At 61.3% G+C, this 22,062-nt stretch carries 27 protein-coding genes; 18 read left to right on the forward strand and 9 right to left on the reverse strand.

Features of this window, described 5'->3' with window-relative positions:
- Window positions 1-17 precede the first annotated feature (17 nt).
- Complete coding sequence (locus M8997_RS08725) at window positions 18-209, reverse strand: hypothetical protein (protein WP_250016115.1); 192 nt, start codon at window positions 207-209, stop codon at window positions 18-20.
- Here M8997_RS08725 and M8997_RS08730 point away from each other — a divergent pair.
- From M8997_RS08730 to M8997_RS08750, 5 genes are all read left to right on the forward strand, one after another.
- Entirely contained in the window at window positions 208-1,011 is an 804-nt protein-coding gene (locus M8997_RS08730; RefSeq protein WP_250016118.1) for a carboxylesterase, read from the forward strand. The genes M8997_RS08725 and M8997_RS08730 overlap by 2 nt on opposite strands.
- A 9-nt stretch (window positions 1,012-1,020) precedes the next feature.
- The gene (locus tag M8997_RS08735; protein ID WP_250016120.1) at window positions 1,021-2,166 is read left to right on the forward strand and encodes a benzoate/H(+) symporter BenE family transporter; all 1,146 of its coding nucleotides are present in this window, start codon (window positions 1,021-1,023) and stop codon (window positions 2,164-2,166) included.
- A gap of 116 nt (window positions 2,167-2,282) precedes the next feature.
- Entirely contained in the window at window positions 2,283-2,729 is a 447-nt protein-coding gene (locus M8997_RS08740) for a DUF2852 domain-containing protein (RefSeq protein ID WP_250016122.1), read from the forward strand.
- A gap of 147 nt (window positions 2,730-2,876) precedes the next feature.
- A complete protein-coding gene (locus M8997_RS08745) occupies window positions 2,877-3,635 on the forward strand; it encodes a M48 family metallopeptidase (RefSeq protein ID WP_250016124.1) in 759 nt (252 codons plus the stop codon).
- An 11-nt stretch (window positions 3,636-3,646) separates the two neighbouring features.
- The gene (locus tag M8997_RS08750; RefSeq protein ID WP_250016127.1) at window positions 3,647-4,285 is read left to right on the forward strand and encodes a YdcF family protein; all 639 of its coding nucleotides are present in this window, start codon (window positions 3,647-3,649) and stop codon (window positions 4,283-4,285) included.
- Here the strand turns inward: M8997_RS08750 and M8997_RS08755 are convergent, their stop codons facing one another.
- From M8997_RS08755 to hslV, 4 genes are all read right to left on the reverse strand, one after another.
- Entirely contained in the window at window positions 4,286-5,224 is a 939-nt protein-coding gene (locus M8997_RS08755; protein ID WP_371929561.1) for a DUF1402 family protein, read from the reverse strand.
- A gap of 184 nt (window positions 5,225-5,408) precedes the next feature.
- On the reverse strand, window positions 5,409-6,716 hold the full coding sequence (gene hslU / locus M8997_RS08760; RefSeq protein ID WP_250016131.1) for an ATP-dependent protease ATPase subunit HslU: 1,308 nt from the start codon (window positions 6,714-6,716) through the stop codon (window positions 5,409-5,411).
- Between the two features lie 40 nt (window positions 6,717-6,756).
- Window positions 6,757-7,269 carry a GNAT family N-acetyltransferase gene (locus M8997_RS08765; protein ID WP_250016134.1) on the reverse strand — a complete coding sequence of 171 codons (513 nt, stop codon included), beginning with the start codon at window positions 7,267-7,269 and terminating at the stop codon, window positions 6,757-6,759.
- The gene (gene hslV / locus M8997_RS08770; protein ID WP_250016137.1) at window positions 7,259-7,813 is read right to left on the reverse strand and encodes an ATP-dependent protease subunit HslV; all 555 of its coding nucleotides are present in this window, start codon (window positions 7,811-7,813) and stop codon (window positions 7,259-7,261) included. Before hslV ends, M8997_RS08765 begins: the two co-directional genes overlap by 11 nt.
- Window positions 7,814-7,999: 186 nt before the next feature.
- Here hslV and hisB point away from each other — a divergent pair, with 186 nt between their 5' ends.
- From hisB to coaA, 7 genes are read left to right on the forward strand one after another with little or no spacing between them, the layout of a single operon-like run.
- Complete coding sequence (gene hisB / locus M8997_RS08775; RefSeq protein ID WP_250016140.1) at window positions 8,000-8,608, forward strand: imidazoleglycerol-phosphate dehydratase HisB; 609 nt, start codon at window positions 8,000-8,002, stop codon at window positions 8,606-8,608.
- A gap of 3 nt (window positions 8,609-8,611) precedes the next feature.
- Entirely contained in the window at window positions 8,612-9,094 is a 483-nt protein-coding gene (locus M8997_RS08780; protein ID WP_250016142.1) for a DUF2628 domain-containing protein, read from the forward strand.
- A 1-nt stretch (window position 9,095) separates the two neighbouring features.
- Complete coding sequence (gene hisH / locus M8997_RS08785; protein WP_250016145.1) at window positions 9,096-9,746, forward strand: imidazole glycerol phosphate synthase subunit HisH; 651 nt, start codon at window positions 9,096-9,098, stop codon at window positions 9,744-9,746.
- Window positions 9,743-10,486 carry a 1-(5-phosphoribosyl)-5-[(5-phosphoribosylamino)methylideneamino]imidazole-4-carboxamide isomerase gene (hisA, locus tag M8997_RS08790; RefSeq protein ID WP_250016156.1) on the forward strand — a complete coding sequence of 248 codons (744 nt, stop codon included), beginning with the start codon at window positions 9,743-9,745 and terminating at the stop codon, window positions 10,484-10,486. Before hisH ends, hisA begins: the two co-directional genes overlap by 4 nt.
- Window positions 10,483-11,283 carry an imidazole glycerol phosphate synthase subunit HisF gene (gene hisF, locus M8997_RS08795; protein WP_250016157.1) on the forward strand — a complete coding sequence of 267 codons (801 nt, stop codon included), beginning with the start codon at window positions 10,483-10,485 and terminating at the stop codon, window positions 11,281-11,283. Before hisA ends, hisF begins: the two co-directional genes overlap by 4 nt.
- Complete coding sequence (locus M8997_RS08800; RefSeq protein WP_250016158.1) at window positions 11,280-11,603, forward strand: phosphoribosyl-ATP diphosphatase; 324 nt, start codon at window positions 11,280-11,282, stop codon at window positions 11,601-11,603. Before hisF ends, M8997_RS08800 begins: the two co-directional genes overlap by 4 nt.
- A 2-nt stretch (window positions 11,604-11,605) precedes the next feature.
- Window positions 11,606-12,607 carry a type I pantothenate kinase gene (coaA, locus tag M8997_RS08805; protein ID WP_250016159.1) on the forward strand — a complete coding sequence of 334 codons (1,002 nt, stop codon included), beginning with the start codon at window positions 11,606-11,608 and terminating at the stop codon, window positions 12,605-12,607.
- Here coaA and M8997_RS08810 read toward each other — a convergent pair.
- The 4 genes from M8997_RS08810 to M8997_RS08825 all read right to left on the reverse strand — a co-directional run bounded on the left by M8997_RS08810 (window position 12,594) and on the right by M8997_RS08825 (window position 15,983).
- Window positions 12,594-13,208 (reverse strand): alpha-ketoglutarate-dependent dioxygenase AlkB, encoded by a 615-nt coding sequence (locus M8997_RS08810; RefSeq protein ID WP_250017189.1) that lies wholly within the window; start codon window positions 13,206-13,208, stop codon window positions 12,594-12,596. The two genes, coaA and M8997_RS08810, sit on opposite strands and share 14 nt — an antisense overlap.
- A gap of 69 nt (window positions 13,209-13,277) precedes the next feature.
- Window positions 13,278-13,736: a peptidoglycan-binding protein LysM gene (gene lysM / locus M8997_RS08815; protein WP_250016160.1), complete on the reverse strand. Its 459-nt coding sequence runs from the start codon at window positions 13,734-13,736 to the stop codon at window positions 13,278-13,280.
- Window positions 13,737-13,840: 104 nt separating this feature from the next.
- Window positions 13,841-14,278, reverse strand: a complete 438-nt coding sequence (gene arfB / locus M8997_RS08820) for an alternative ribosome rescue aminoacyl-tRNA hydrolase ArfB (protein ID WP_250016161.1) — start codon at window positions 14,276-14,278, stop codon at window positions 13,841-13,843.
- Window positions 14,279-14,372: 94 nt separating this feature from the next.
- Window positions 14,373-15,983: a phosphoenolpyruvate carboxykinase gene (locus M8997_RS08825; protein ID WP_250017191.1), complete on the reverse strand. Its 1,611-nt coding sequence runs from the start codon at window positions 15,981-15,983 to the stop codon at window positions 14,373-14,375.
- A 312-nt stretch (window positions 15,984-16,295) separates the two neighbouring features.
- Between M8997_RS08825 and M8997_RS08830 the strand changes: the two genes are divergently transcribed.
- The 6 genes from M8997_RS08830 to ahcY all read left to right on the forward strand — a co-directional run bounded on the left by M8997_RS08830 (window position 16,296) and on the right by ahcY (window position 22,037).
- Entirely contained in the window at window positions 16,296-17,015 is a 720-nt protein-coding gene (locus M8997_RS08830) for a response regulator transcription factor (protein ID WP_250016162.1), read from the forward strand.
- 328 nt (window positions 17,016-17,343) lie between these two features.
- On the forward strand, window positions 17,344-19,131 hold the full coding sequence (locus M8997_RS08835; protein ID WP_305884369.1) for a sensor histidine kinase: 1,788 nt from the start codon (window positions 17,344-17,346) through the stop codon (window positions 19,129-19,131).
- Window positions 19,131-19,589, forward strand: coding sequence for an HPr kinase/phosphorylase (locus M8997_RS08840; RefSeq protein WP_250016163.1), 459 nt, complete (start codon window positions 19,131-19,133; stop codon window positions 19,587-19,589). Before M8997_RS08835 ends, M8997_RS08840 begins: the two co-directional genes overlap by 1 nt.
- 180 nt (window positions 19,590-19,769) lie before the next feature.
- Entirely contained in the window at window positions 19,770-20,171 is a 402-nt protein-coding gene (locus tag M8997_RS08845; protein ID WP_250016164.1) for a PTS sugar transporter subunit IIA, read from the forward strand.
- Window positions 20,172-20,179: 8 nt separating this feature from the next.
- Window positions 20,180-20,494 (forward strand): HPr family phosphocarrier protein, encoded by a 315-nt coding sequence (locus M8997_RS08850; RefSeq protein WP_250016165.1) that lies wholly within the window; start codon window positions 20,180-20,182, stop codon window positions 20,492-20,494.
- Window positions 20,495-20,636: 142 nt separating this feature from the next.
- Window positions 20,637-22,037, forward strand: a complete 1,401-nt coding sequence (gene ahcY / locus M8997_RS08855; RefSeq protein ID WP_250016166.1) for an adenosylhomocysteinase — start codon at window positions 20,637-20,639, stop codon at window positions 22,035-22,037.
- Window positions 22,038-22,062: the final 25 nt, after the last annotated feature.

Genomic DNA, 22,062 nt, shown 5'->3' on the forward strand with positions numbered 1-22,062 from the left:
GCAGTAGTCTCCTTGAATTATTTCGGACCCGCAAATAGCATCGTCGGCGCGCCGCCGCAATGCTTAGCTGCGTCACTGCCGCCAATATTGCCGATTTTCGGCAGATTCTCGCACAGGGAACAATGGGATTGCTTCGTTTCCATGCTTGTGTTGCTTTCATCCCGTTGATTCCCGCCAATATCGCCCGCTGCCGCAAGAGAGTATCCCATGACCGTTCCCCCGCCCGAATTTCTCGACGTCGAGGACACGAAGATCGCCCTGCGCCGGCGGCCCGGCGCCAATCCGGGTCTCGTCTGGCTCGGCGGCTATCGCTCGGACATGCTGGGAACCAAGGCGGAATTCCTCGACCGGTTCGCGCATGAAAAGGGCCTGGCCTTTCTCCGGCACGATTATTCCGGACATGGGGAATCCGCCGGGGAATTCCGCGACGGCACGATCTCGCTCTGGCTCGGGCAGAGCCTCGCGGTGTTCAGGCAATTCTCGTCGGGGCCGCAGGTGCTGGTCGGCTCCTCGATGGGAGGCTGGATCGCATTGCGGCTGATCGAGGAACTGCAGAAGCTCGGCGAGAGCAGCCGCGTCGCGGGCCTGGTGCTGATAGCACCGGCGCCGGACTTCACGGCGGAACTCGTCGAACCGCAGCTTACCGCGAAGCAGCGCCGGCAACTCGCCGAGCAAGGCTACATGGAGGAACGTTCCGCCTATTCGCCCGAGCCCGACATCTATACGCGCGCGCTGATCGAGGACGGCCGCGACAATCTCGTGCTCAAGGGTGTCATCCAGACCGACTGCCCTGTCCATATCCTGCAGGGCATGCGCGACAAGGATGTGCCCCACACCCATGCCATGAAGCTGGTCGATCACCTGCCGGTCGATGATGTGACGATCACGCTCGTGCGGGATGGCGACCATCGCCTGTCGCGGCCGCAGGACCTCGAGCTTCTCGCCCGCACCGTTTCCGGCATGATGGATCGCCCCGGTGCGGCCGGCTCCCCCAAACCTCCAGTCCAGTGAGTCGATCCCATGCGATTTTCCGTCATTGCTTCCGCCGTCGTCGCCGCGTTCGTCGGATTTGGCGGAACGCTGGCCCTTATCATCGCCGCCTCGCAGGCGCTCGGGGCGACCCAGGACCAGACGGCAAGCTGGGTGACGGCGGTCTGCCTCGCCATGTTTTTCGCGACGGGATATCTCAGCTGGCGCTACCGCATGCCCATCATCACCGCCTGGTCCACGCCGGGACTGGCGCTCATCGGAAGTTCGGCCGGCTTTTCCATGCCGGAGGCGGTCGGAGCCTTCATCCTTACCGCCATCGCCATCATCATAACGGGGCTGGCGAAGCCGATCTCGGCGCTCGTCTCCAGGATACCGGCGTCCATAGCGTCGGGCATGCTTGCAGGCGTGCTCTTCGCCTTCCTGACCGGCGCGGCGCGCACCATACCGGTCGATCCGCTGTTCGTGCTGCCACTCATCGTCCTTTTCTTCGTCATCCGCCTCTTCAACCCGGCCATGGCGGTGCTTGCGGTGCTCTTCGGCGGCATCTTCTATGCCTTTCTCGCCGGCCGGGTCGAAACCGTTCCGGCGGTGGAGCTTTCGACGCTCACCCTGATCATGCCGGTCTTCACGCTGCAGGCCGCCATTGGTCTTGCGCTGCCGCTCTATCTCGTGACGATGGCGTCGCAGAACCTGCCGGGCTTTGCCGTGATGCGAGCGGCCGGATACGAACCGCCAACCGCGGCGGCGCTGCAGGTCACCGGCCTCGCATCGCTGCTGAGCGCGCCTTTCGGCGCCCATACGAGCAATATGGCGGCGATTTCCGCGGCCATATGCACCGGCCCCGACGCCCATCCCGATCCGGACAAGCGCTGGCTGACCGGCCCATTCTATGCCTTGAGCTATCTGGTCTTCGCGCTGTTCGGCGCTTCGTTCGTGGCGCTCTTCGCCGTATTGCCGCCGCCGCTGATCGTGCTCGTAGCCGGGCTGGCGCTGATCGGAGCTGCCGTCAATGCGATGACGCTCGCACTCAAGAAGGAGGATGAGCGGCTGGCCGCCATGGTCACCTTTGCGGTTACCGCCTCCGGAATCAGCATTGCCGGCATCGGCGCCGCGTTCTGGGCATTGATCGCCGGAATGGCGGTTTTCCTGCTCGACCAGATAAAGAACCGGGCCTGATTTCAAGCAGATGGCCGAATCCGGATCACGGTTTCTTGAAAAGCCACAAAGTCCATCCCATTTCGTTGATAATCGACCAATTGGGGTCGGGGCTTCTTGAGAAGGAAGGGCTTTAGATGAACAATACTGCTTTGATCCGGCCGGCCTGGACGCCGGCAACGATCGCCCTGATGATCATCGGGTTCATGCTGTTCTGGCCGCTTGGCCTTGCCATGCTCGCCTACATTATCTGGGGCGACCGGCTGGATGGCTTCAAGCGCGACGTGAACCGCAAGGCCGGCGGCTTCTGCGGCGCATTCCGCAAGAGCGGCAACCGTCATGCAGGCTTCGGCCGCGCAGGCTTTGGCACCGGCAACGTTGCCTTCGACGATTGGCGCGACAAGGAACTCGCAAGGCTGGACGAAGAACGCCGCAAGCTCGAAGAGATGCGCGCCGAATTCGAAGCCTATGCGGAAGAGTTGCGCCGCGCCAAGGACCGCGAGGAGTTCGACCGTTTCATGGCCGAGCGCAGCCGCAAATCCTCAGGCCCGGTACCGGACGTCACCGACGACGGCAAGGACTGACGAAGTCCTCCCGCGGCAAGGACCGCGGGAGCAACCAATCGGAAGGCCCAGCGATGGGCCTTCCCTTCTTGCTGCCACACCCCTTCTTCCTGAAGCCCCCTTCCAATTCCCCTCACTATTTTTCTTCGAATCGTATATTCATCATCCATGGTTCTTTCGCTTTTCCGTGCCCCCAAAAAGGCGGCGGTGACACTCAAGGCTGAACGCAGTTATGAGGTCGCGGGCCGAATCCTTCCGCTGCGCGTCATGGAAAATCCGCGCGCGACCCGGCTGACGCTGCGTATCGACGCGGGCGGCAAGGGCCTGCGCATGACGGTTCCCCCGGGCATGCCCGGCCGCGAGATAGAGCGCTTTCTTGCCAAGCACGAGGGCTGGATCGAAACGCGCATCGCAAAGATGCCGAACCAGCCGAAAGTCCGCCCCGGCATCCGGATTCCGGTGCGCGGCGTTCCGCATCTGGTGGTGCATGAACCGGCCAGCCGCGGCACGGTGCGACAGGAAAATGGCGCGGAAGGGCCGAGGCTGATCGTCTATGGCGACCGTCCGCATCTGGCGCGGCGGGTTTCGGACTTCCTGAAGCGGGAGGCGCGCAAGGATATCGAGCTGCTCGTCGCCCGCCACACGGCAACCGTCGGCAGGCGGGCAAAGGCCATCCGCCTGAAAGACACCAAGAGCCGCTGGGGCTCCTGCACGTCGGACGGAACCTTGTCGTTCTCCTGGCGGATCATGATGGCGCCGCCGCCGATCATCGACTATCTGGTCGCGCATGAGGTGGCGCATCTCATCGAGATGAACCATGGCCCGCGCTTCTGGAAACTGTGCGGCGAACTCTGCCCCGACACCGAGCGCTGCAAGGCATGGCTCAAGCGCAATGGCGGCGCCCTGCAGGCGATCGATTTCGCCTGATGCCGGCTGGCATGCCGCGCAGCATCGCCGCTGCGGCCCGCATCCTGTGGGAGTACCACCTCGTCTACGACGAGCTGGTGCCGAGCGACCTCATCATCGGCCTCGGCAGCTATGATCTGCGCGTCGCCGATCGCTGCGCGCAATTGTTCCGGCTTGGCCTTGCGCCGTCCATCCTGTTCACCGGCAAGGCCGGCAACTGGACGCAAGGGCTTTATCCGAGCTCGGAAGCCGAGGCCTTCGCCGCGCGGGCCGAAGCTCTCGGCGTTCCGTCAGACTGCATCCTCGTCGAGCCGCATGCCACCAATATCGGCGAGAACATCCGCTTTGCGCGGTCAATGTCGCCCGGCGTGGCGCGTGCGATCATCATCACCAAGCCGCAGACGCAGCGACGCGCGCTAGCCACCGTCAAGGCGCAATGGCCCGAAATTTCCGCGCTCGTCAGCGCACCGCTCACGCCATTCGAGCAACAGCCGACCGCGAACTATCCGCTCGACATGCTGATCGCCGAGATGGTGGGCGATATCCGCCGCATCATCGACTACCCGGCGCTCGGCTTCCAGATACCGCAGGCGGTTCCGGACGAAGTGCTCCGCGCCTGTGACCATCTGGTGGCCCATGGTCATGACGGGCATCTGCACGCGAAACTATGATCAGAACAGGGATTTCAACTGGCTGATCTTGTCATTGACGAGCCAGCCATAATAATTTTCCTCAGGCATTTGCGGCGGCTCGCCATTCGCCGCGCGCTCCGCATTGGCGTTGGCAAGGGAGCGGGCGCGGCTATCGGCGCCGCCGGTATTGTAGAGCGTGGCGGTGATGCCCGGGTTCTTCGAGATGTCCATGTCGGCGACGCGGCGATAGACATCGATCGAATGTTTGAGGGAAGCGGCCATGTAGGGCAGCGTGAGATCGGGATCCATGATCGTCTTGTAGACGTCGCCCGCATCGTCGGCGCTCAGCTTCGGCAAGCCGGAATAGCGATTGACCATGTCGGTCATCTGCAGCGCCACCAATGGGCTCAGCTGCCCGAGGCCGAAGCTCTGCCCGGCATAGAAGGGCTGGAAGAAGACCGCGCTCAAACGATTCTTGGGAAACCGCTTGCCGCCGACGCTGGCGCCGCGAAAATCCTTGTCCCACACGGCCTCGCGGCAGGTCCAGAGCCTCAAACTGTCCTTGAAGCGTGCGCATTCGGCAAATTGCGGCCGCTTGACGAACTCGCCGATCGTCTCGCCGTCATAATCGAAGCTCAGCCCCTGCTTCACATAGGAGACGGCCTTGACGTAATAGGTCTGCAGGCGGTCATAGGCATCGACATTGTAGGTATGCTCGCCGACGAGCGCACCGGCGATATGCACCGGATCGATGCCATAGGTGCGCGAGACGCTGACGATCTTGGCGCGCAGCTTCGAATCCGTCTTCAGGAGATTGTATATCTTCTGGAACTTGGCCTCGTAGGTGGTGTTCATCTCGCGCGTGCGCTTGGCCGATGCCGCCGGAACGCCCGGCTGGCTGGCATTGCGATTGCCCTCCGGCACGACGGTGACCGCCATCGAGGGCTGGAGCAACGCGCCAAGCAGGAGGACGCTCATCGCGAGAAGACAGAAATGCCGTTTCATGCCAAATCCACTCAGTTCCGGTCGGGACCTTCCCATACCGCCTCGCTCGTAGCAAAGCCAGAATTTCCTTCAAAATCGGCCGATACATAAAAAATGCCCCCTCGAGAGTCGAGGGGGCAGGAGCGATAAGCCGCCGGCGATGCCGATCGGTCACAGGTCAGAGGATGAAGCGCGACAGATCGGCATTCTTCGCCATGTCGCCAACGGTCTCGCGCACATATTTGGCATCGACCGTATAGGAAGCACCCGCCTTGTCCGGAGCGCTGAACGATATGTCGTCCAGCACGCGCTCCATCACGGTCTGCAGCCGCCGCGCACCGATGTTCTCGACCGTCGCATTGAGATCGACGGCGATATCCGCCAGCGCGTCGATCGCGTCATCCGTGATGTCGAGCTTGACCTCCTCGGTCGCCATCAGCGCGATATACTGCTTGAGCAGGCTCGCCTCAGGCTCGGTGAGGATGCGGCGCATGTCGTCGCGCGTCAGGGCACTCAGCTCGACGCGGATCGGCAGGCGCCCCTGCAATTCCGGCAGAAGATCGGACGGCTTCGACACATGGAACGCGCCCGACGCGATGAACAGGATGTGATCCGTCTTGATCGGGCCGTATTTGGTGGCGACGGTCGTACCCTCGACCAGCGGCAGCAGATCGCGCTGCACGCCTTCACGCGATACACCTGCACCCATCCCGCCATCCCGGGCAGCAATCTTGTCGATCTCGTCGAGGAACACGATGCCGTCATTCTCGGCCGAGCGCAGCGCCTCCTGCGTGATCTGGTCCTGGTCCAGAAGCTTGTCGGATTCGTCATTGATCAGCAGTGCGTAGGAATCCTTCACCGTCGTCTTGACGGTCTTGCTGCGTCCGCCCATGGCCTTGCCCAGCATGTCGCTGAGGTTGAGCACGCCGATATTGGCGCCGGGCATGCCTGGCAGCTCGAAATTCGGCATTCCCGAACCCGTATCGGCGACCTCGACCTCGATCTCCTTGTCGTCGATCAGTCCGTCGCGAAGCTTCTTGCGGAAACTGTCGCGCGTCGCCGGGCTTGCCGTCTTGCCGACCAGCGCATCGAGCACGCGCTCTTCGGCATTGAGATGGGCCTTGGCCTTGACGTCCTCGCGCTTTTTCTCGCGCACGAGGCCGATGGCCACTTCCACGAGGTCGCGGATGATCTGTTCGACATCGCGGCCGACATAACCGACCTCGGTGAACTTCGTGGCTTCGACCTTGATGAAGGGAGCGCCAGCCAGCTTGGCCAGGCGGCGCGAGATTTCGGTCTTGCCGACGCCGGTGGGCCCGATCATCAGAATATTCTTCGGCATGACCTCTTCGCGCATCTGGCCTTCCAGCTGCTGCCGGCGCCAGCGATTGCGCAATGCAATGGCAACGGCCCGCTTGGCGTCGTTCTGGCCGATAATGTAGCGGTCGAGTTCGGATACGATCTCTCTTGGGGAAAATGTCGTCATGGGAATCTCATTTCATCCTGCCCGCGAAGGGCGGTTGTTCTTAACCAATATCCGGATTGTCCCGCGCCATCATCAGTGCGGGTCCGTAGATGGAGGTGCGGGTATCGAATGCGGCAAACCCGGCTTTCTGATAGGCGCGGATGGCGCGTTTATTGCCGGGATCGGGATCGACGATGACGCGTGGAACGCCTTCTTCGAACAATAGCGAGACGAATTCCCCGATGATGCGCGATCCGTGGCCCTGGCCGAGCATTTCCTCGGCGCCGATGAACTGGTCGAGGCCAAGGGTGCCGGTGGGCTGGTCCTGGTATGGATGGTCTTCCTCCAGGTGCGGATCATAGGTCTGCAGGTAGCCGATCGCCTCGTCGCCAAGCATGACGATGAACGGTTCGACCGAAATGCTGTCCATATGCGCCTCGATCGCCGACAGTTCGTCCGCATGGTCTCCCCACCACTGCGCCACATGCGGCTCCGCCAGCCATCGTGAAATCAATTTCAGATGACGCGGCTCCACCGGAACGAAGCGGTAGTGGAATGGATTGTCAGTCGGCATCGATGCTCTCTAGCGTGACGCTCGAATTGGTGTAGATGCAGATCTCGGCGGCGATCTCCATGGCCCGGCGGGCGATTTCCTCAGCACTCTTGTCCGAATCCGCGAGGGCGCGGGCTGCGGCCAGGGCATAATTGCCGCCGGAGCCTATGGCCATCACGCCGTGCTCGGGTTCAAGCACGTCGCCATTGCCGGTAAGCGCGAGCGTCACCGATTTGTCGGCGACGAGCATCATCGCCTCGAGGCGGCGCAGATAGCGGTCCGTGCGCCAATCCTTGGCGAGTTCCACGCAGGCGCGCATCAATTGGTCCGGATATTGCTCGAGCTTGCTTTCGAGCCGCTCGAGCAGGGTGAAGGCATCCGCGGTGGCGCCGGCGAAACCGGCAATGACATTGCCCTTGCCGATGCGGCGCACCTTGCGGGCATTGCCCTTCATGACGGTATTGCCGAGACTGACCTGTCCGTCACCGGCGATCACCACCTTGCCGCCCTTGCGGACGGTCACGATGGTCGTCCCATACATTGTGGAGGGATTGTGTTCTTGCATGACTTGCTCCTTAAGCGGGTTCGCATATGCCCCGACTGGCAGCGGATCGAACCCCTTTCTTGCACTTATGTATGATACCGTTGCCGAAATGCAAATGCCCGCCGCGCCTGCGCCATCAAAGCGTTTGGAGATTCGGCGATCGTGTTCTAGAAGGCCTCATCCAATGGCAATCCGGACGGAATGACAATGACGAGCGGCAACAAACGCAGTGCAACGATCGAGCGCAGGACCAAGGAGACCGGCATCAGCGTCGGCATCGACCTCGATGGCACCGGCACCTTCGATATCGCTACAGGCGTCGGCTTTTTCGATCACATGCTGGAGCAATTGTCGCGGCACTCGCTGATCGACATGACCATCAAGGCGGATGGCGATCTGCACATAGACGACCACCATACGGTGGAAGATACGGGTATCGCACTCGGCCAGGCAATCGCACAGGCACTCGGCGACCGGCGCGGGATCAACCGCTATGCCTCGCTCGACCTTGCCATGGACGAGACCCTGACGCGCGCCGCGCTCGATGTCTCGGGCCGCCCCTATCTCGTCTGGAACGTCGATTTCTCCGCACCGAAGATCGGCACCTTCGACACCGAGCTGGTGCGTGAGTTCTTCCATGCCCTGGCGCAGAATGCCGGGATCACGCTGCATGTCGCCAATCTTTATGGCGCCAACAATCATCACATTGCGGAGACATGCTTCAAGGCCGTGGCCCGCACCTTGCGGCACGCCATCGAAACCGACCCGCGTCAGAGGGACGTCATTCCTTCGACGAAGGGCTCTCTGAAAGGCTGAGCCATGGCTCGCTATCTCGTTTTGACGCCTGAATGGCCGGATGACACGGAAGAGCGGACAGTCTTCATCCGCGACGGATTCTCCTTGCTGGCATTCCTCTTCCCGGTGCCGTGGCTGCTGCTGCGGCGCCTGTGGTTCCATGCGATCATGATCCTGGCGGCGACGACCGGCATGTCGATGCTCGGCGCTTCCAGCGGCCACGGCGTGGCGGCTGCGCTCGTCACGACCCTGCTTTTTGCCCTTGTCGGGCTGGAAGCCAATCATTGGCGCGCCCAACGTCTCATCCGGCACGGCTATGCCGAGAGCGGAATCGTTCATGCCGCAAGCGCGTCCGATGCCGAGATCATTTATTTCCATGACAGGGCACAGCTTGCCCCGCCTCCGCCGGAACCGGCGGCCATACACCGGGACAAACCTGTTGCGGGACCAGCAATGCCAGTTCGCGGCGGCATGGTCGGCCTCGTCGGCCATCGCGGGGATATTTGAGATGCGCGTCGCCATCATAGATTACGGCTCCGGCAACCTGCGCTCCGCGACCAAGGCGTTCGAGCGCGCGTCGCGTGAAAGCGGCATGGATGCAACCATCGAGTTGACGGCCGATGCGGACCGCGTGCGCCGTGCGGACAGGATCGTGCTTCCTGGTGTTGGCGCCTATGCGGATTGCCGTCGCGGCCTTGACGCGGTGCCAGGCATGGTCGAGGCGATCCACGAGGTGGCGATCGACAAGGCACGGCCCTTCCTCGGCATCTGCGTCGGCATGCAGCTCATGTCGTCGCGCGGGCTGGAAAAGACCATTTCCCGCGGATTCGACTGGATCAAGGGCGATGTGCGCGAAATGGTGCCTTCCGATCCGGCGTTGAAAATACCACAGATCGGCTGGAACACGATCCGGCTGACGCGCCCGCATCCGCTGTTCGATGGAATTGAAACGGGTCCGAAAGGCCTGCACGCCTATTTCGTCCATTCCTATTTCCTCGATGCGGAGCTTGAAAACGACGTCGTCGCCTTTACCGAATATGGCGGGCCGGTCACCGCTGCCGTCGCCAACGACAATATGGCCGGCACCCAGTTCCATCCCGAGAAGAGCCAGGCGTTGGGCCTGGCGCTCATCGCCAATTTCCTGAGGTGGAATCCATGATTCTTTTTCCCGCGATCGACCTGAAGGACGGCGAATGCGTACGCCTGAGGCTTGGCGACATGGATCAGGCAACCGTCTACAATGCCGATCCGGCCGCGCAGGCACGCGAATTCGAGGCACAGGGCTTCGAATGGCTGCATGTGGTCGACCTCAATGGCGCCTTCTCCGGCCGGTCGGTCAATGGCGCCGCCGTGGAGGCCATTCTTGCGGCGACGAGCAACCCGGTGCAACTCGGAGGTGGCATCCGTACCCTCGATCATATCGAGAGCTGGCTGGAAAAGGGACTGGCGCGCGTGATCCTCGGTACCGTCGCGGTGCGCGATCCTGCCCTCGTCATTGAAGCCTGCAGGCGCTTCCCCGGCAAGATCGCCGTCGGCATCGATGCCAAGGGCGGCAAGGTCGCCGTCGAGGGCTGGGCCGAGGCTTCGACGCTCGGCGTTGTCGAGCTCGCCAGGAAATTCGAAGGCGCCGGCGTCGCCGCCATCATCTACACGGATATCGACCGCGACGGTGTCCTTGCCGGCATCAATTGGGAATCGACGCTGGCGCTGGCCGAGGCGGTCTCGATACCGGTGATCGCATCGGGCGGCCTCGCTTCCATTGCCGATATCGTGCGCATGACGATGCCGGATGCCGCCAGGCTCGAGGGCGCGATTTCCGGAAGAGCGCTTTATGATGGCCGCATCGACGCCGCCGAGGCGCTCGATATTCTGCGTAAAGCGAAGGAGCGGGCGGCATGAGCCTCAAGATCCGCATCATACCCTGTCTCGACGTCAAGGATGGCCGCGTCGTCAAGGGCGTCAATTTCGTCGACCTGGTCGATGCAGGAGATCCGGTCGAGGCCGCGAAGGCCTATGATGCGGCGGGAGCCGACGAACTCTGCTTCCTCGACATCACCGCTTCGTCGGACAATCGCGAGACCATATTCGATGTCGTGGCGCGCACTGCGGAGCAATGTTTCATGCCGCTGACCGTCGGCGGCGGCGTCCGCGCCATTGCCGATATCCGCAAGCTGCTGCTCGCAGGCGCGGACAAGGTTTCCATCAATACGACTGCCGTCGAGCGGCCGGAATTCATAGCGGAGGCGGCGGACAAATTCGGCAACCAGTGCATCGTCGTCGCCATCGATGCCAAGAAGGTTTCCGCTGGTGGCGAGAGCGACCGCTGGGAGATTTTCACCCATGGCGGAAGGCGTGCGACTGGCATCGACGCGGTGGAGTTCGCCCGCAAGGTGGTCGATCTCGGCGCAGGCGAGATATTGCTGACATCGATGGACCGCGACGGGGCGAAAACCGGTTATGATCTCGCCATGACGCGCGCCGTCGCCGATGCCGTGCGTGTACCCGTCATTGCCTCGGGCGGAGTCGGCACGCTCGATCACCTGGTCGATGGCGTCGTCAAAGGCCACGCCTCGGCCGTCCTCGCCGCCTCGATCTTTCACTTCGGCACCTACACGATCGCCGAGGCAAAGGCGCATATGGCGAAAGCAGGCATGGCGATGCGTCTCGATCCGATACGCCAATTGGAAACATCATGACATCTTTCAGCCTCTCCGATCTCGAACGGATCGTCACGCAGCGCGCCGCATCCAGCGATGGCGGTTCCTACACCGCGAGCCTCTATGCCAAGGGCATAGGCAAGGCAGGGCAGAAGCTCGGTGAAGAAGCGGTGGAGACGGTGATCGCCGCCGTAACCGGCGACCGGGACGGCGTTATTTCAGAAAGCGCGGATTTGCTCTATCATCTTCTCGTTGTCCTCGGCATTTCCGGCGTGGCGCTTGACGATGTCCTTGCGGAACTGCAGCGGCGGACCAGCCAGAGCGGGCTGGAGGAAAAAGCTGCCCGGGGACAGGACTGATCATGTTCAAGACATCCGCTGTGGAGCGTAGCGCGGAAGGCGAAGTCGTGGATCAACTGGCACCGAGCGAATTCTCGCCCTATCGATTCTTCAGCGCCGAGCGCTGGGCCGAATTCCGCGCCGACACGCCGATGACCCTCACCTATGAGGAAATCAAGCGGCTGCGCTCGCTGGGTGACCCGATCGATCTCGACGAGGTCAGCCGTATCTATCTCTCGCTGTCGCGCCTGCTATCGGCCCATGTCGAGGCGAGCCAGTTGCTGTTCTACCAGCGCCGTCGCTTTCTCAATACGGATGATGCGTTCAAGACACCGTTCATCATCGGCGTGGCCGGATCGGTCGCGGTTGGAAAATCGACCACGGCGCGCGTCCTGAAGGAACTGCTGGCGCGCTGGCCATCGAGCCCGAAGGTCGATCTCGTGACGACCGACGGCTTTCTCTATCCGAACGACGTGCTGCGGTCGAAGGGCCTCATGGAGCGCAAGGGCTTTCCAGAAAGCTACGACGTCGGCATGGTTCTGCGCTTCCTCTCGCAGATCAAGGCGGGCCAGCGCAATGTCAGCGCGCCGCTCTATTCGCACCTCACCTATGACGTTCTGCCGGGCAAGTACCAGATCGTCGATGCACCCGACATCCTCATCTTCGAGGGGATCAATGTCCTGCAGGTGCGCGACCTGCCGGAAGACGGCAAGATGGTACCGTTCGTTTCGGACTTCTTCGACTTCTCCATCTATATCGATGCGGATGAGGAGCAGATTCATAAATGGTACATGAGCCGCTTCATGCGCCTGCGGGAAACGGCGTTCCGGGACCCGGACTCCTTCTTCCACCGCTACTCGACGATTTCCGACGAGGCGGCGCTGGCCATCGGCGAAGGGCTCTGGGCCAATATCAACCTGAAGAACCTCAGGGAAAATATCCTGCCGACGCGGCCGCGCGCCGATCTGATCCTGCGCAAGGGCGACAATCATCTGGTGGAGGAAGTGGCGCTCAGGAAGTTGTGACGCGGCGCAGCGTCAGGTTGATGCGCCCGCCATTCTTCAGGAGCGTCGAAGTTCCGGGATAAATCCTGTCGACCCCGTGAAAGGCAAGGCGGCCTTCTTCGCCGAGAACCACCACGTCGCCGCTTTCCAGCCGGATCGAACGGGTCTTGTCGGTGCGACTGGTGCCGCCGAACCGGAACAGGCAGCTATCCCCCAGCGATACGGAAACCACCGGCGCCTCGAGGTCCTTCTCGTCGCGATCCTGGTGAAGGCCCATCCTGGCCGTATCGGAGTAGAAATTGATCAGGCAGGCCTGGGGCGGCGCCGGGTAGTGGCCGACATCCTGCCAGAGCTGCAGCAGGGATTGCGGGATTTCCGGCCAGGGCTTGCCAGTAACGGGATGTTCCGGCTGGTAGCGATAGCCTCTTTCCTTGTCCGTAACCCAGCCGAGCGCACCGCAATTCGTCATGCGGACGCTCATTTCGCGGCCCGTTTTCGGCATGACGGGCACGTAAAGCGGTGCTTGCTGCACGATTTTGCGGATTTCTTCCCGCAATTCCGCCTGTTGTTCGACCGAAAAACAGCCGGGATAGTAGCGGATTCCGGGGGCAAGGCCGAGCATGGGCTGGCGGTCCTGAAGTGGGAGCATCGGGCCAAAACCAGGACCGATGCTCCAAACACACTCGAGCTCTTAGTCGAGCGGCGGAATGCGCAACACCTGGCCCGGATAGATCTTGTCGGGATGGGAAAGCATCGGCTTGTTGGCCTCGAAGATGAGCGTGTTCTTGGCGCCCTTGCCCTTTCCATACTGGCTCTCGGCGATCTTCCAGAGATTGTCGCCCTTCTTGACCGTATAGAATACGGGGGCCTTCTCGACCGAGCCGGTCGTCGTCTCATCGACCTTGAGCCCGCCCGTGTCCACCTTGGAAACGCCAAGCGAATTGCCGACCGCGATGATCGCCTTTTCAAGGATTTCCTGATTGGTCACATTACCCTTGAGGATAGCCTTGTCGCCTTCGACGGCGACTTCGACTTTATCGGTGCCGAGCTGATGGGAATCGAGCTCTTTCTTCAAATCCTCTGCCGAGGGCTCGCTGTCGCCAATACCGATCTTCTTGCCTACGGATTTAACGAAATCAAACAGTCCCATGACTTGCTCCTCATGATCAATTAAATCGACACCTAGTCTTGTGCCATCCCGGAAGGCAATTGGAAAGCCGAATTAAACGCCTGGCTTGCAGATATGCTTCACGTTCAATCGCCGGTTACTCTGCCTCGCATCTTCTTGACGTTGGAGCGACCCGATTTCTGCTTCAGCCGCCGCTCGACGGAACCTTTTGTCGGCCGCGTCTTCTTGCGGGGCGGCGGAGGCGGCTCGGCAGCCTTGGCGACCAGCGCGATCAACCGCTCCCTTGCGTCCTCACGGTTGCGCTCCTGGGTGCGGAAGCGATTGGCTTCGATGAGGACATCGCCCTCCTTTGTGGCGCGTTGCCCGGCGAGCCGCATCAGCCTGTCGAGGACATCTGCGGGCAGGCCGGACCTTGCCGCCTTGAAGCGCAATTGCACGGCAGTCGAGACCTTGTTGACATTCTGTCCGCCCGGGCCGGCGGAACGAATGAAGCTCTCCTCCAGATCGTTCTCGTCGATCCAGAGCCTGTTCGTGATTCTGATGGTGCTGCCGCGCTCGTCCATGCAGCAGTCCTAGCGCAAACTTGCGGTCGCGAAAAGCAGCGGCCCCGCGTTGAAATGCGGGGCCGGCACGGTATTTCGTTCTGAAGGGCTGCGACTATTCGGCAGCGACCGGCGTATGCGGGGCGGCGGCCTTGATGTCGCTGTCCACATGCTTCTCGAACTTGCCGAAGTTCGCGATGAACATGTCGACCAGCTTCTGTGCCTGCGCATCATAGGCCGACTTGTCGGCCCAGGTGGAACGAGGATCGAGGATCGAGGCTTCGACGCCCGGGACAGCCACGGGAACGGCGAAACCGAAATTCGGATCGGTGCGGAACTGTGCATCCTTCAGCGAGCCGTCGAGGGCCGCCGAAAGCAGGGCGCGCGTTGCCTTGATCGGCATGCGCTTGCCCGTCCCATAGGCGCCGCCGGTCCAGCCGGTATTGACGAGCCAGCAATCCACGCCGTGATCGGCGATGAGCTGGCGCAGCAGATTGCCGTATTCCGAGGGATGACGCGGCATGAAGGGCGCGCCGAAGCAGGTGGAGAAGGTCGCTTCCGGTTCGGTGACGCCGCGTTCGGTACCCGCGACCTTGGCGGTATAGCCGGAGAGGAAGTGGTACATGGCCTGCGCCGGGGTCAGCTTGGCGATCGGAGGCATGACGCCGAACGCATCGGCGGTCAGCATGATGATATTCTTGGGGTGCCCGGCCTTGCCCGATTTGGATGCATTCGGGATGAAATCGAGCGGATAGGCGCAACGCGTATTCTCGGTCAGCGAGCCATCGTCGAAATCCGGAACGCGGCGTTCGTCCAGCACGACATTTTCCAGCACCGTGCCGAAACGCTGCGTCGTCGCGAAGATTTCAGGCTCGGCCTCGGCCGAAAGCCGGATCGTCTTGGCATAGCAGCCGCCCTCGAAATTGAAGACGCCGTGCTCGCCCCAGCCATGCTCGTCATCGCCGATCAAGGTGCGCGACGGATCGGCCGAAAGCGTTGTCTTGCCCGTGCCGGACAGGCCGAAAAACACCGCCGTATCCCCTTCGGGCCCCTCATTGGCGGAGCAATGCATGGGCATGACGCCCTTGGACGGCAGGATATAGTTGAGCGCCGTGAACACGGATTTCTTCATCTCGCCGGCATAGGCGGTACCGCCGATCAATACGATCAGCCGCTGCAGATCGACCGCGATGACCGTTTCCGTGCGGGTGCCATGGCGGGCCGGATCGGCGCGGAACGATGGCAGATCGATGATCGTCATCTGCGGCACGAATGTTTCGAGGCTGGACCGTTCCGGCCGGATGAGCAGGTTGCGGATGAACAGCGAATGCCAGGCGAATTCGGTGATCACGCGGGTGTTGAGGCTGTAGGTATCGTCGGCGCCGCCGACCAGATCCTGCACGAAGAGATCCTTGCCCTTCGCCTGTTCCATGAAATCCGCGTAAAGCAGGTCGAACGCTTCCGGCGACATGGCGGCATTGTTGTCCCACCAGATGGAATTCTCGGTCGAAGCATCCCGGACGACGAACTTGTCCTTCGGCGAGCGGCCGGTGTGCTGGCCCGTCCGCGCCACGAGCGCGCCCTGGGCAGTAAGCACTGCCTCGCCGCGACGCAGCGTCTCTTCGTAAAGCTCGGCGGCTTCCAAATTGTAATAGAAGGCGGAAGCGTCCTTCAGTTTCGAGTTACGGAGCGCGGTTGCCGCGTTGTGGAGGCCGATTTCTCTGATCATCTGTCCGCCATTGTCTGTGAGGGTGCAAAGGGTTCAAAAGTCGTTGTGGCACACTCCATTCCATCCGACAGAGTGTACCACAATCAGGTGAAAAGCAGAAAAATTGAACAGTATCAAACGTTTAATCGATTTAAAGATTTTAAATTTTGTTTAAATCGTTTTAGTAAACGGAAATTTCGCCTACTATTCCCTTAGCGTAAACGTAAAGGATTCCGGCGCCGGATGAAGTGACAGGTGGACTGTGCCACATTTTGTACCTAATTTGTCCTGCACAAGCAGCGCAGTTTAACTGCATAAGGAAGGCAGGGCATGAGGGAAGTACCCGCAATGCAGACGATCGCGCTCGTTGACGACGACCGCAATATTCTGACATCCGTTTCCATCGCGCTGGAATCGGAAGGCTACCGCGTGGAGACCTATACGGATGGTGCCTCCGCCCTGGACGGGCTGATGGCGCGTCCTCCGAACCTTGCCATCCTCGACATCAAGATGCCGCGCATGGACGGAATGGAGCTGCTGCGTCGGCTGCGCCAGAAATCCGATCTGCCGGTCATCTTCCTTACCTCCAAGGATGACGAGATCGACGAATTGTTCGGCCTGAAGATGGGCGCCGACGATTTCATCACCAAGCCGTTCTCCCAGCGCCTGCTCGTCGAGCGGGTAAAGGCGGTTCTTCGCCGCGTTGCCGCCCGCGACGCCACGGCAAAGCCCGGCGGAACGCAAACCAAGTCGCTGGAGCGCGGCCAGCTCGTCATGGACCAGGAACGCCATACCTGCACCTGGATGGGCGAACCCGTGACATTGACGGTCACCGAGTTCCTCATTCTGCATTCGCTGGCGCAGCGTCCGGGCGTGGTCAAGAGCCGTGATGCGCTGATGGATGCGGCCTATGACGAACAGGTCTATGTCGACGATCGCACCATCGACAGCCACATCAAGCGGCTGCGCAAGAAGTTCAAGGTCGTGGATGATGATTTCGACATGATCGAGACGCTCTACGGAGTAGGATACCGCTTCCGGGAAACCTGATGCCAGGGGCGTCAAAGCCCTTGGCGCCAGGCGTTCAAAGCCGCGTGATCGGTCTGAGAAACCGGTTGTCTCCATGGCGCATGAATGCGATGAGGCAGCCGGCCGGACGTTAGTCGCAACCGGTGCATTCATCCCCGGCCGCGGCGCTGTCCGTGGCTTGATGTCGTACTGTCCCGATTGTGGTATAAGGCATGGGGTGGTTTCAGGATTGAAAACGACCCGGAAATCAAAGGGTTGTTGGCGTTCCGGTTCTGAATATGCGCGAAGTGCCCGATGGACATCAGCGGATTGACGAAACGGGGTGCAGGAAGAGAACTTCGAGGCAGGAATGGTAGCCGAACTGCGAGGCGGCAATATCACGCGCAAGAGCGCCGTCATGCGCCGCAAGCGCTCGCTTGTCCTGCGGCGGCTGTTCAAGCCGCTGAACAGGATGTTCGGCAATTACCTCTTTTCCAGCCTGACGCGGCGCATCCTGTTTCTCAACCTGGCCGGACTCGCCGTTCTGCTCTCCGGCATCATGTATCTCAACCAGTTCCGCGACGGGCTGATCGACGCGCGCGTCGAGAGCCTGATGACGCAGGGCGAGATCATTGCCGGGGCAATAGCCTCCTCGGCGACCGTGGACACGAATTCGATCGCCATCGACCCCGAAAAGCTGCTGGAGCTGCAGGCGGGACAGAGCATCACACCCTCGCCCGACGTTCTCGACAATCTGGACTTCCCCATCAATCCGGAGCGGGTGGCGCCGGTTCTCCGCCGCCTCATATCGCCGACGCGGACGCGGGCCCGCATCTATGACCGCGACTCCAATCTGCTGCTCGATTCCCGCCACCTCTATTCGCGCGGCCAGGTGCTGCGCTACGATCTTCCGCCCGTCGACGGCGAAGAACCCGGCTTCTTCGAGCGGCTGACCAACCGGATGACGCGGCTTCTGCGCCGAAGCGACCTGCCGATCTACCAGGAAATGCCCGGCGGCAACGGTTCCTCCTATCCTGAAATCGTCAGGGCGCTGACCGGCTCTCCCGCCACCGTCGTGCGGATGACGGAGAAGGGAGAGCAGATCGTATCGGTCGCCGTGCCGATCCAGCGTTTCCGCGCGGTGCTCGGCGTGCTGCTGCTTTCGACCGAGGGTGGCGACATCGACAAGATCGTGCAGGGCGAGCGCTATGCGATCATCCGGGTGTTCACCGTGGCGGCGCTGGTCATGGCCATCCTGTCGCTGTTTCTCGCCTCCACCATCGCCAATCCGTTGCGGCGCCTGGCGGCGGCGGCGGATCGGGTGCGCCATGGCGTCAAGAACCGGGAAGAGATACCGGATTATTCGGAGCGCCAGGACGAGATCGGCCATCTTTCCACCTCCATCCGCGACATGACCAATGCCCTCTATGCGCGCATTGAATCCATCGAGAGCTTCGCCGCCGATGTCAGCCATGAGCTCAAGAACCCCCTCACCTCGCTGCGCAGCGCGGTCGAGACATTGCCGCTGGCCAAGAACGATGAATCGCGCAAGCGGCTGATGGACGTCATCCAGCACGATGTGCGCCGGCTCGATCGGCTGATCACCGACATTTCCGATGCGTCCCGGCTCGATGCCGAGCTGGCGCGCGAGGATTCCGAACATGTGGACCTGCAGCAATTGCTTGGGAACCTCGTCGTCGCGGCGCGCGAGGTCAGGCGCAACAAGAAGAACACCCGCATAGAGTTCAATGTGGGCAAGCTGCCGACAAACAGGAAGGGCTTCTATGTCGCCGGCCATGATCTGCGGCTTGGCCAGGTGGTTTCCAACCTGATCGAAAATGCGCGCTCCTTCGTGCCGGACGACAAGGGCGTCATCACCGTGACCCTGCAGCATCTCGGCGACCGCATCCGCATCCTTGTCGAAGACAATGGGCCCGGCATCCGCGTCGAGCAGATCGATCGCATATTCGAACGCTTCTACACCGATCGTCCGGCCGGCGAAGCGTTCGGGCAGAATTCGGGCCTTGGTCTTTCGATCAGCCGCCAGATCATCGAGGCCCATGGCGGCACCCTGAATGCAGAGAACATCATCGATCCCCATGATCCCGATTGCTATCTCGGCGCGCGCTTCGTCGCCATATTGCCGGTGGAAAGCTGATGCCTGATGCGGAGCCGAGCCTCGTTCACGCAACTGCCGTGCTCGTCGGCGATCGCGGCGTCATCATTCTCGGGCCATCGGGCGCCGGAAAAACCACTCTGGCGCACACGCTGCTCGACCGGGCGGCAGCGCGCGGCAGCTTTGCTGCACTGATATCGGACGACCAATGTCTCCTGAGCGAGATCTCGGGCCGTATCGAATGCCGGGCGCCGGAAAGCATTCGCGGCGGCGTGGAGGTTCGCGGCGCGGGACTGTTCGAGGCACGGCACGAACCGGCGGGCATCCTGCACCTCGCGGTCCAGCTCGTCGCCGCGGTCGATGCGCTGCGCTATCCGGGCGAAACGCCATTCCGCTACGGGAAAGTCGTAATTTCCCAGCTTTGGTTACCGATGCACCGGGAAACCAGTGCCGGCAAAGCAGTGGAAGCGGCGCTGTTCGGGAGGGTGTGGGAAAAATAGTTTCGATATTTCAGTCATTTGCACCGCATGAATGCGATAAAATGACTGAGAGCCATGTTCGTGACATTTTCCTCTTGCCTTCGCGATTCGTCCTGCCAAAATGCGACACCTGCAAAACGGGGCATTGAATGCGCCAATAAAAACCCACGACAGGGTTGGCGCGATAGGAGCAGTTTCAGAATGATCGGACTCGTGCTTGTGACGCACGGAAGACTGGCCGAGGAGTTTCATCATGCCGTCGAGCATGTTGTCGGGCAGCAGGAGTATCTGGAAACCGTCTCGATCGGTGCAGATGACGACATGGAGCAGCGGCGGCGCGATATCGTCGATGCCGTGGAGCGTGCCGACAATGGTTCCGGCGTCATCATTCTGACGGATATGTTTGGCGGCACTCCCTCCAATCTTGCCATATCCGTTATGGAATCCGGGCGCATCGAAGTGATCGCCGGCGTGAACCTGCCGATGCTGATCAAGCTCTCCAGCGTGAGGCAGACCAACGACATGGCTGCGTCCTTGCGCGAGGGGCAGGATGCGGGCCGTAAATATATCAATGTGGCCAGTCAGGTCCTGACTGCAAAATAGAGGTTTGCATGCGCCTATCCGCCGAGACGACAGGTACGTTCGACCCAGCCGAGGCGCTGGTTGAATCAATCGAAATCGTCAATCGGCGTGGCCTGCATGCGCGAGCCTCGGCAAAGTTCGTCCAGCTCGTCGATGGCTATGACGCCCATGTCCGCGTCGAGAAGGACGGCATGACCGTCGGCGGAACGTCCATCATGGGCCTCATGATGCTGGCCGCCTCGCCCGGATGCTGCATAACGGTAAGCGCTTCCGGCCGGCAGGCGGCCGAGCTGATGCAGGCGCTGAAGGCGCTGATCGCCGACAAGTTCGGCGAGGAAGCCTGAGCGGCACGACGCCATTCATCATATGCACGCATAAGGATTTCTTTATATCCCATTGTGCACCGCTGCCTAATCTGCTAGTCAACGGCATCTTTGGCACGCCCGCCGGCGCGCCGACAGCCATAGTCGAAATGGAGCAACCAAGATGGCCGATATGCAAGATTATGTCGTCAAGGACCTGGAATTGGCGGCATGGGGCCGCAAGGAAATCGAGATCGCCGAGACCGAAATGCCCGGCCTCATGGCCAGCCGCGAAGAGTTCGGAGCCTCGCAACCGCTAAAGGGCGCGCGCATCACCGGCTCGCTGCACATGACCATCCAGACAGCGGTTCTGATCGAAACGCTTCAGGCGCTGGGCGCCAAGGTGCGCTGGGCATCGTGCAACATCTTCTCGACGCAGGATCACGCCGCAGCCGCGATCGCCGCGACCGGCACGCCGGTCTTCGCCATCAAGGGCGAGTCGCTCGAAGAGTACTGGACCTATACGGACCGCATCTTCCAATGGCCGGATGGCGAACCATCCAACATGATCCTCGATGATGGCGGCGACGCCACCATGTATATCCTCATCGGCGCGCGCGCCGAGGCAGGCGAGGACGTCCTGTCCAATCCCGGCAACGAAGAGGAGGAAATCCTCTTTGCCCAGATCAAGAAGCGCATGAAGGAAACCCCCGGCTTCTTCACCCGCCAGCGCGAAGCTATCAAGGGCGTCACCGAAGAGACCACGACAGGCGTGAACCGCCTCTACCAGCTGCAGAAGAAGGGCCTCCTTCCCTTCCCCGCCATCAATGTCAATGACAGCGTCACCAAGTCGAAATTCGACAATAAATACGGCTGCAAGGAATCGCTGGTCGACGGCATTCGCCGCGCTACCGACGTGATGATGGCCGGCAAGGTTGCCGTCGTCTGCGGCTATGGCGATGTCGGCAAGGGTTCCGCGCAGTCGCTGGTCGGTGCTGGCGCCCGCGTCAAGGTCACCGAGGTCGATCCGATCTGCGCCCTGCAGGCGGCGATGGACGGTTTCGAAGTGGTGACTCTGGAGGACGCTGCCCCCACCGCCGATATCGTCATCACGACGACCGGCAACAAGGACGTCATCACCATCGACACCATGCGCAAGATGAAGGACATGGTGATCGTCGGCAATATCGGCCATTTCGACAATGAGATCCAGGTTGCAGCGCTGCGCAACCTGAAATGGAACAACATCAAGCCGCAGGTCGACATGATCGAGTTCCCGGACGGCAAGCGCCTGCTTCTGCTTTCAGAGGGTCGCCTGCTCAATCTCGGCAATGCGACCGGCCATCCGAGCTTCGTCATGTCTGCCTCCTTCACCAACCAGGTGCTGGCGCAGATCGAGCTTTATACGCGCGGCGAGCAGTACAAGAACGAGGTCTATGTCCTGCCAAAGCACCTCGACGAGAAGGTCGCACGGCTCCATCTCGACAAGCTCGGCGCGAAATTGTCGGTGCTTTCGGAAGAACAGGCGGCTTATATTGGCGTGACACCATCCGGCCCATTCAAGTCTGACCACTACCGCTATTAATATCAGCGTATAAAAACACAATATA

The organism is Phyllobacterium sp. 21LDTY02-6 (assembly GCF_023554255.2).
GTDB lineage: Bacteria > Pseudomonadota > Alphaproteobacteria > Rhizobiales > Rhizobiaceae > Phyllobacterium.